Here is a 7,952-nt window from a genome sequence, read left to right on the forward strand (position 1 = left end):
GACCGACCAGGACCCGTCACGGGCTGCCCGGCCCGGCGCTGCCCGCAGAGTACGCCCTCGTTCCGCACGCCCGTCCCCGGGCCGCCGACCCCGTTCTCGCTCTCGGCGTACGCGGTCCGGGAACTCCACCGGCCGCCCGCACGCTTGCATACAGTGGCAGGATCGGCAGGATCGGCGGAATTCCGCAGTTCCGACCAGTGTTTCCACCCGGCTGACTCCGCTCAGCATTCCGCGATCGAAGGGACGTACATGCCCATGGGTCACACGGCCACAGCCCAGGCAGACTCCGGCGGCCTGACAGCGACCGAGCACCGCCTGGCCAACGGCCTGCGCGTGGTGCTCTCCGAGGACCACCTGACCCCGGTCGCGGCGGTGTGCCTCTGGTACGACGTCGGTTCGCGCCACGAGGTCAAGGGACGTACCGGCCTGGCTCACCTTTTCGAGCACCTCATGTTCCAGGGCTCCGCCCAGGTCAAGGGCAACGGCCACTTCGAACTGGTGCAGGGCGCCGGCGGCTCGCTCAACGGCACCACGAGCTTCGAGCGCACCAACTACTTCGAGACCATGCCCGCCCACCAGCTGGAGCTCGCCCTCTGGCTGGAGGCCGACCGCATGGGTTCCCTGCTGGCCGCCCTGGACGAGGAGTCCATGGAGAACCAGCGCGACGTCGTCAAGAACGAGCGCCGTCAGCGCTACGACAACGTTCCGTACGGCACCGCCTTCGAGAAGCTCACCGCCCTGGCCTACCCGGAGGGGCACCCCTACCACCACACGCCGATCGGCTCGATGGCCGACCTGGACGCGGCGACCCTGGAGGACGCGCGGGCGTTCTTCCGCACGTACTACGCGCCGAACAACGCGGTGCTGTCCGTCGTCGGCGACATCGACTCCGAGCAGACGCTCGCCTGGATCGAGAAGTACTTCGGCTCCATCGCCTCGCACGACGGCAAGCAGCCCCCACGGGACGGCTCACTGCCCGACATCATGGGCGAGCAGCTGCGCGAGGTCGTCGAGGAGGAAGTCCCGGCCCGCGCCCTGATGGCGGCCTACCGCCTGCCGGAGGACGGCACGCGCGCGTGCGACGCGGCCGACCTGGCCCTCACCGTCCTGGGCGGCGGCGAGTCCTCCCGCCTCTACAACCGGCTGGTGCGCCGCGACCGCACGGCCGTCGCCGCCGGGTTCGGCCTGCTGCGGCTCGCCGGAGCGCCTTCCCTGGGGTGGCTGGACGTGAAGACGTCCGGTGACGTCGAGGTGCCGGTCATCGAGACCGCCATCGACGAGGAGCTCGCCCGGTTCGCCGAGGAGGGCCCGACGGCCGAGGAGATGGAGCGCGCCCAGGCGCAGCTGGAGCGCGAGTGGCTGGACCGCCTGGGCACCGTCGCGGGCCGCGCCGACGAACTGTGCCGCTACGCCGTCCTGTTCGGCGACTCCCAGCTCGCCCTCACCGCCGTGCAGCGGGTGCTCGAGGTGACGGCCGAGGAGGTCCAGGAGGTCGCCAGGGCCCGCCTGCGCCCCGACAACCGCGCGGTGCTCGTCTACGAGCCCACCGCCCCCGCCGACGAGACCGCCGCCGACGCGGACGACGCCACCGACGAGAACGAGGAGGCGGCCAAGTGACCGAGCTCGCCACCATGGACTTCCACTCCCAGCCGCAGGGCGGCGAGCCCAAGCCGTGGGCGTTCCCCGCCCCCGAGCGCGGCAGCCTCGACAACGGCCTCACCGTGCTGCACTGCCACCGGCCCGGCCAGCAGGTCGTCGCCGTGGAGGTGCTCCTCGACGCGCCCCTGGACGCCGAGCCCGCCGGACTCGACGGCGTCGCCACCATCATGGCGCGCGCCTTCTCCGAGGGCACCGACAAGCACTCCGCCGAGGAGTTCGCCGCCGAGCTGGAGCGCTGCGGCGCCACCCTCGACGCGCACGCCGACCACCCCGGCGTCCGGCTGAGCCTGGAGGTGCCCGCCTCGCGCCTCGCCAAGGCCCTCGGCCTGCTCGCCGACGCCCTCAGGGCACCCGCGTTCGCGGACGGCGAGGTCGAACGCCTGGTCCGCAACCGGCTCGACGAGATCCCGCACGAGCTGGCCAACCCGGCCCGCCGCGCGGCCAAGGAGCTCTCCAAGGAGCTGTTCCCAGCCGGCTCACGCGTGTCGCGCCCGCGCCAGGGCACCGAGGAGACGGTGGCGAACGTCGACTCCGCCGCCGTACGGGCCTTCTACGAGAAGCACGTGCGTCCCGCCACGGCCACCGCCGTGGTCGTCGGCGACCTCACCGGCATCGACCTCGGCGCGCTGCTCGGCGACACCCTGGGCGCGTGGACCGGCTCCGCCGCCGAACCGCGCCCCGTGCCCCCGGTGACCGCCGACGACCGGGGCCGGGTCGTCATCGTGGACCGTCCCGGCGCCGTCCAGACGCAGCTGCTGATCGGCCGCACCGGCGCCGACCGGCACGACCGCGTCTGGCCCGCACAGGTCCTCGGCACGTACTGCCTCGGCGGCACCCTCACCTCCCGCCTGGACCGCGTGCTGCGCGAGGAGAAGGGCTACACCTACGGCGTACGGGCATTCGGGCAGGTCCTGCTCTCCGCGCCCGACGGCACCGGCGCCGCGATGCTCGCCATCAGCGGCTCCGTCGACACCCCCAACACCGGCCCCGCGCTGCAGGACCTGTGGACGGTGCTGCGCACGCTCGCGGAAGGCGGACTCACCGACGCCGAGCGCGACGTCGCCGTGCAGAACCTGGTGGGCGTGGCGCCGCTGAAGTACGAGACGGCGGCGGCCGTGGCGAGCACGCTGGCCGACCAGGTCGAGCAGCACCTGCCCGACGACTACCAGGCCGCGCTCTACCGCCAACTCGCCGCCACCGGCACCGTGGAGGCCACGGCGGCGGTCGTGAACGCCTTCCCGGTGGACCGCCTGGTGACGGTGCTCGTCGGCGACGCCGCGCAGATCAAGACGCCCGTCGAGGCCCTCGGCATCGGTGAAGTCACCGTGGTGTCGGCCGAGTAGCGCCACGCGCGCGTGGCGGCCCTGGTGACCCGAGTGTCACCAGGGCCGCCGTTTGTCCGAATTGAGGGAGAGACGGCCCGTCTGCCCTGTGGCATGCGCTACAAAAAGCTTGTTGCGTTTGAGGATTGAAGGCAGCCGCGCTTAGCGTCTTCCGGGCTGTTCGTCAGGCAGTACGCCGCACCCGCGGCACCGGACAGTCATCGCCGAGTCCCCGTACGGCGCGAGCCAGGGGAGCCGGGGACCCACCGCAGTCCCTGGGGTGAATCGGACGCCCGCGCGTGCAGCGAGGGGGCCCGTAGGAGACCTTCCACCTCCGAACCCGTCAGCTAACCCGGTAGGCGAGAGGGAAGGAAAGGAACAGCCTCTACATGGCGTTCACGCGCGCCACCGGGAAGCACCGCCGTCCCAGCCGGATGCACCGCACCACCGCCCGCGCGGCGGGAGTCGCGGCCCTCGCCACCACCGGCGTCGTCGGCACCCTCGCCGCACCGGCGCTCGCCGCGGAGCCCGAGGCGGAGCAGACCGGGATCACCCCGGTCATCTCCATCGGCGACTCCATAGCCGACGAGATCGACGCCCAGGCCGCTGCCCAGGAGCAGGCCGCCCAGCTCGCCGCCGCCCGCGAGGCGGCCCGGGAGGCCGCGCGCGAGCGGGCCGCCGAAGCGGCCGAAGAGGCGCGCGAGGCCAAGGAGCGCGCCGCGCGGGAGGCGGAACGCAAGCGCCTCAACACCTTCGTGTCGCCGATCACCGCCTCGTACGTCTCCACCGCCTACCAGGCCGGCAGCTCCCTGTGGTCCTCCGGCAGCCACACCGGGATCGACTTCCACGCCTCCACCGGCACCACCGTGCACGCCGTCGGCGTCGGCACCGTCGTCGAGGCCGGCTGGGGCGGGGCGTACGGCAACCAGGTCGTGGTCAAGATGCACGACGGCACGTACACGCAGTACGGCCACCTGTCGTCCATCGGCGTCTCGGTGGGCCAGTCGGTCTCCGCGGGCCAGCAGATCGGCCTCTCCGGTGCCACCGGCAACGTCACGGGACCGCACCTGCACTTCGAGGCCCGTACGGGCGCCGAGTACGGCTCGGACATCGACCCCGTCGCCTACCTCCGCTCCCACGGCGTGAACGTCTGACGACGGACCGCTGACGGCAAGGTTCGGTAAGGTTCTGGAAAGGCCCCGGCTCCCTGAGCGGGGGCCTTTCGCATTTCCACGTGTGGTCCGGGAACGCGACCGCTGTCCAAAAAATGTCCATGAAATCCGGCCCGCCGTCGGATATCCGCTTGACTGGCCTAGAGTCACTGAACACGCGTCAATCGTCGACGTTTCACGGGGATCAAGGCGGAGGTCGGGCATGCGTATTCCGGCGCACTCGGTGTGCACGGCGATCCGGGACGACATCGTCGCCGGTGTCCACGGGCGCGGCGGCCGCCTCACCGAGGAACTCCTCGCCCGCCGCTACGGAGTCTCCCGCGTCCCCGTCCGCGAGGCCCTGCGCACGCTGGAGGCCGAGGGCTTCGTGGTGACCCGGCGGCACGCGGGCGCGTGCGTCGCGGAACCCACCGAACAGGAGGCCGCCGACCTGCTGGAGACCCGTGCCCTCCTGGAACCCCTGGGCGCCGCACGGGCCGCCCGGCGTCGCACCGATGCCCACCTCAAGGTGCTGCGCGGGCTGGTCAGGCTCGGTCAGGAACGTGCCGGGCAGGGCCGCGGCGAGGACTTGCGCGCACTGGACGGGTGGTTCCACGAGACCCTCGCCCAGGCCGCCTGCAGTCCCTCCCTGGCGTCCCTGCTGACCCAGTTGCGCCGCAAGATCGCCTGGATGTACGCCGTGGCGGCGCCGGCCGATCCGGCGGGCTGCTGGGCGGAGCACGGCGCGATCACCGACGCGGTGGCCCGGGGCGACGGCGAGCGCGCGCGGGCGCTCATGGCGCTGCACACCGAGCGGTCCGCTCCCGCGTACCGACTGCGGTTCGCCCCCGAGGGCGGGCGGACCGAGAGCGTGAGGAATTCGCAACGTGCCGTAAACACGCCGAGCCTGCGGTATTAACACGCGGCCCATATACAAGAGGTATTGATTGAAGGGGTATTTTGCGCTGCCTGCGAATGCCCTCGAAAATCGGTAGCGCGGTTCGTGGAGAGGGGAAAAGAAAAGCCCGCCCGGTGCTCCGGGCGGGCCGTTCGGCATTGCTCTTGCCGTCGGTCAGACGGTCTCGGGAAGCTCCTCGAGGCCCTCGGTGACCAGCTTCGCCAGCCGGTCGAGGGCGGCGTCCGCGCCCTCGGCGTCGGAGGCGAGGACGATCTCCTCGCCGCCCTGGGCGCCGAGGCCGAGGACGGCCAGCATGGAGGCCGCGTTGACGGGGGAACTGTCGGCCTTGGCGATCGTGACCGGGACGCCTGTGGCCGTGGCGGCTCGGACGAAGATGGAGGCGGGGCGGGCGTGGAGGCCCTCGGCCCAGCCGACGTTGACGCGGCGCTCAGCCATGTGATGCTGCCCTTCAGGTGTTCAAGGTTTCATGTTGTCTAGACCAGTCTTGTCTAGACCAGTTTCCCACATCGTGAAGCGTGCCGGGACGGCGCCGTGCGCCGCCCCGCGTGACCGTCGGACCGCGGCCTCGGCCCGACCTTCCGTCCTCCACAGACTGCCTCGCGCCGTTGTCGTACGCGAGCCGTACTCTGGGGCCCATGCAGACCTCGTCGGACCGGCACGAGTATCCCGCCCACTGGGAGGCCGACGTGGTGCTGCGCGACGGCGGCACCGCGCGCGTCCGCCCCATCACCGTTGATGACGCCGAGCGCCTGGTCAGCTTCTACGAGCAGGTCTCCGACGAGTCGAAGTACTACCGCTTCTTCGCGCCGTACCCTCGCCTGTCCGCCAAGGACGTCCACCGCTTCACGCACCACGACTTTGTGGACCGGGTGGGACTCGCGGCCACCGTCGGCGGCGAGTTCATCGCCACCGTACGCTACGACCGGATCGGCGCCGGCGGAACGCCCGCCACCGCACCCGCCGACGAGGCCGAGGTCGCCTTCCTCGTCCAGGACGCCCACCAGGGGCGCGGCGTCGCCTCCGCGCTGCTGGAGCACATCGCCGCCGTCGCCCGGGAGCGCGGCATCCGCCGCTTCGCCGCCGAGGTGCTGCCCGCCAACACCAAGATGATCAAGGTGTTCGTGGACGCCGGGTACACCCAGAAGCGCAGCTTCGAGGACGGCGTGGTCCGCCTGGAGTTCGGCCTCGAACCGACCGACCGCTCCCTGGCCGTGCAGTACGCGCGCGAGCAGCGCGCGGAGGCGCGTTCCGTGCAGCGGCTGCTGAGGCCCGGCTCGGTCGCGGTCGTCGGCACCGGCCGCACGCCGGGCGGGGTCGGCCGCAGCATCCTCGGCAACATCCGGGACGCGGGCTACACCGGTCGGCTGTACGCCGTGAACAAGGCCTTCCCCGAGGACCGGAAGGAGATCGAAGGGGTGTCCGCGTGCCGCTCGGTGCGCGACATCGACGGGCCGGTCGACCTCGCCGTCGTCACCGTCCCCGCCGAGCGTGTCCCCGAGGTCGTCACCGAGTGCGGCGAGCACGGCGTGCAGGGCCTGGTGGTGATCTCCGCCGGGTACGCCGACAGCGGCCCCGAGGGACGCGAACGCCAGCGCGCCCTCGTGCGGCAGGCGCGCACGTACGGCATGCGGATCATCGGGCCCAACGCCTTCGGGATCATCAACACCTCCGCGGACGTGCGGCTGAACGCCTCCCTCGCCCCCGAGACGCCCCGCCCCGGCCGGATCGGCCTGTTCGCCCAGTCCGGCGCCATCGGCATCGCCCTGCTCTCCCGACTGCACCGGCGCGGCGGCGGAGTCACCGGCGTCACCGGCGTGTCGACCTTCGTCTCCTCCGGCAACCGAGCCGACGTCTCCGGCAACGACGTCCTCCAGTACTGGTACGACGACCCGGAGACCGACGTCGCGCTGATGTACCTGGAGTCCATCGGCAACCCCCGCAAGTTCACCCGCCTCGCCCGGCGCACGGCGGCCGTCAAACCCCTGGTCGTCGTGCAGGGGGCCAGGCACGGGGGCGTGGCACCGCAGGGACACGCCGTACGGGCGACGCGACTCCCGCACGCGACGGTCTCCGCGCTGCTCAGGCAGGCCGGCGTGATCCGCGTCGACACGATCACCGACCTGGTCGACGCGGGGCTGCTGCTCGCCCGCCAGCCGCTGCCACCCGGGCCGAGGGTGGCCATCCTGGGCAACTCCGAGTCCCTGGGCCTGCTGACGTACGACGCGTGTCTCTCCGAAGGGCTGCGCCCGCACCCCCCGCTGGACCTGACGACGGCCGCCTCGGCGGACGACTTCCACGCCGCCCTGTCCCGGGCCCTGGCCGACGACACCTGCGACGCCGTGGTGGTGACCGCGATCCCGACGGTGGGGGAGGGATCGGCCGGGGACGCCGCGCTGGCGGCGGCCCTGCGGTCGGCGGCCGCCGCGGTGCCGGCCAAGCCGGTCCTCGTGGTCCACGTGGAACTGGGCGGCCTGGCGGAGGCCCTCTCGGCCGCGGCGAGCACGGCACCGCAGGCGCCCCGGCCGACGGAGCCACAGCCGGCGTCCGCGGAGCCCGGGGCTACTGACTCCCCGGGCTCGGGGGCCGTCGGGCCGGGTGACTCTGGGGCTACTGCGTTTTCGGGCCCGCAGTCCACCGGGTCCTCGGACCCGCAGACCAGCGCGCCCAGGGACCCGCAGGCCGCCGAACCGGTTGAACCCAGGGCTGCCGCGCCCACGGACCCGCCGACCACCGCACCCACGACCCCCCGGACGACTGGGCCTACGGCTCCGCAGCCCGCCGGGCGCGGCGAGCCCCGGTCCACCGCGTACACAGACCCTCGCCCCACGGCCCCCACCGCCGAACCCCGGACCGCCGTTCCCGAAACCCCAGCCCCGCCCGTCAGGTCCCAGCCGCCCGCCC

The 7,952-nt window shown here is 72.7% G+C and carries 6 protein-coding genes and 1 riboswitch; of the genes, 5 read left to right on the plus strand and 1 reads right to left on the minus strand.

The features are described 5' to 3' along the window. Window positions 1-249: 249 nt before the first annotated feature. The 4 genes from KUM03_RS08210 (at window position 250) to KUM03_RS08225 (ending at window position 5,051) form a co-directional block, all read left to right on the plus strand. Window positions 250-1,617: a pitrilysin family protein gene (locus KUM03_RS08210; protein WP_217246357.1), complete on the plus strand. Its 1,368-nt coding sequence runs from the start codon at window positions 250-252 to the stop codon at window positions 1,615-1,617. Then, entirely contained in the window at window positions 1,614-3,002 is a 1,389-nt protein-coding gene (locus KUM03_RS08215; protein ID WP_217246358.1) for a pitrilysin family protein, read from the plus strand. Before KUM03_RS08210 ends, KUM03_RS08215 begins: the two co-directional genes overlap by 4 nt. 191 nt (window positions 3,003-3,193) lie before the next feature. Next, a riboswitch (cyclic di-AMP (ydaO/yuaA leader) is annotated at window positions 3,194-3,358 on the plus strand. 12 nt (window positions 3,359-3,370) lie between these two features. Further along, window positions 3,371-4,135, plus strand: coding sequence for a M23 family metallopeptidase (locus tag KUM03_RS08220; protein WP_217246359.1), 765 nt, complete (start codon window positions 3,371-3,373; stop codon window positions 4,133-4,135). 220 nt (window positions 4,136-4,355) lie between these two features. After that, window positions 4,356-5,051: a GntR family transcriptional regulator gene (locus tag KUM03_RS08225; RefSeq protein WP_217246360.1), complete on the plus strand. Its 696-nt coding sequence runs from the start codon at window positions 4,356-4,358 to the stop codon at window positions 5,049-5,051. 153 nt (window positions 5,052-5,204) lie between these two features. On the opposite strand, the gene KUM03_RS08230 is transcribed toward KUM03_RS08225, so the two are convergent. Further along, window positions 5,205-5,486, minus strand: a complete 282-nt coding sequence (locus tag KUM03_RS08230) for an HPr family phosphocarrier protein (RefSeq protein WP_217246361.1) — start codon at window positions 5,484-5,486, stop codon at window positions 5,205-5,207. A gap of 200 nt (window positions 5,487-5,686) precedes the next feature. On the opposite strand from KUM03_RS08230, the gene KUM03_RS08235 reads away from it, so the two are divergent. Next, window positions 5,687-7,952: GNAT family N-acetyltransferase (locus KUM03_RS08235; RefSeq protein WP_254399006.1), on the plus strand; the 2,266-nt coding region annotated here is incomplete at its 3' end.

Origin of the sequence: Streptomyces sp. AC602_WCS936, assembly GCF_019049125.1 — a bacterium.
GTDB lineage: Bacteria > Actinomycetota > Actinomycetes > Streptomycetales > Streptomycetaceae > Streptomyces.

Bases quoted from the DNA above. Each gene is read 5' to 3' on its own strand.
- KUM03_RS08210 (WP_217246357.1), top strand. From the start codon at position 250: ATGCCCATGGGTCACACGGCCACAGCCCAGGCAGACTCCGGCGGCCTG.
- KUM03_RS08220 (WP_217246359.1), top strand. From the start codon at position 3,371: ATGGCGTTCACGCGCGCCACCGGGAAGCACCGCCGTCCCAGCCGGATG.
- KUM03_RS08225 (WP_217246360.1), top strand. From the start codon at position 4,356: ATGCGTATTCCGGCGCACTCGGTGTGCACGGCGATCCGGGACGACATC.
- KUM03_RS08230 (WP_217246361.1), bottom strand. From the start codon at position 5,486: ATGGCTGAGCGCCGCGTCAACGTCGGCTGGGCCGAGGGCCTCCACGCC.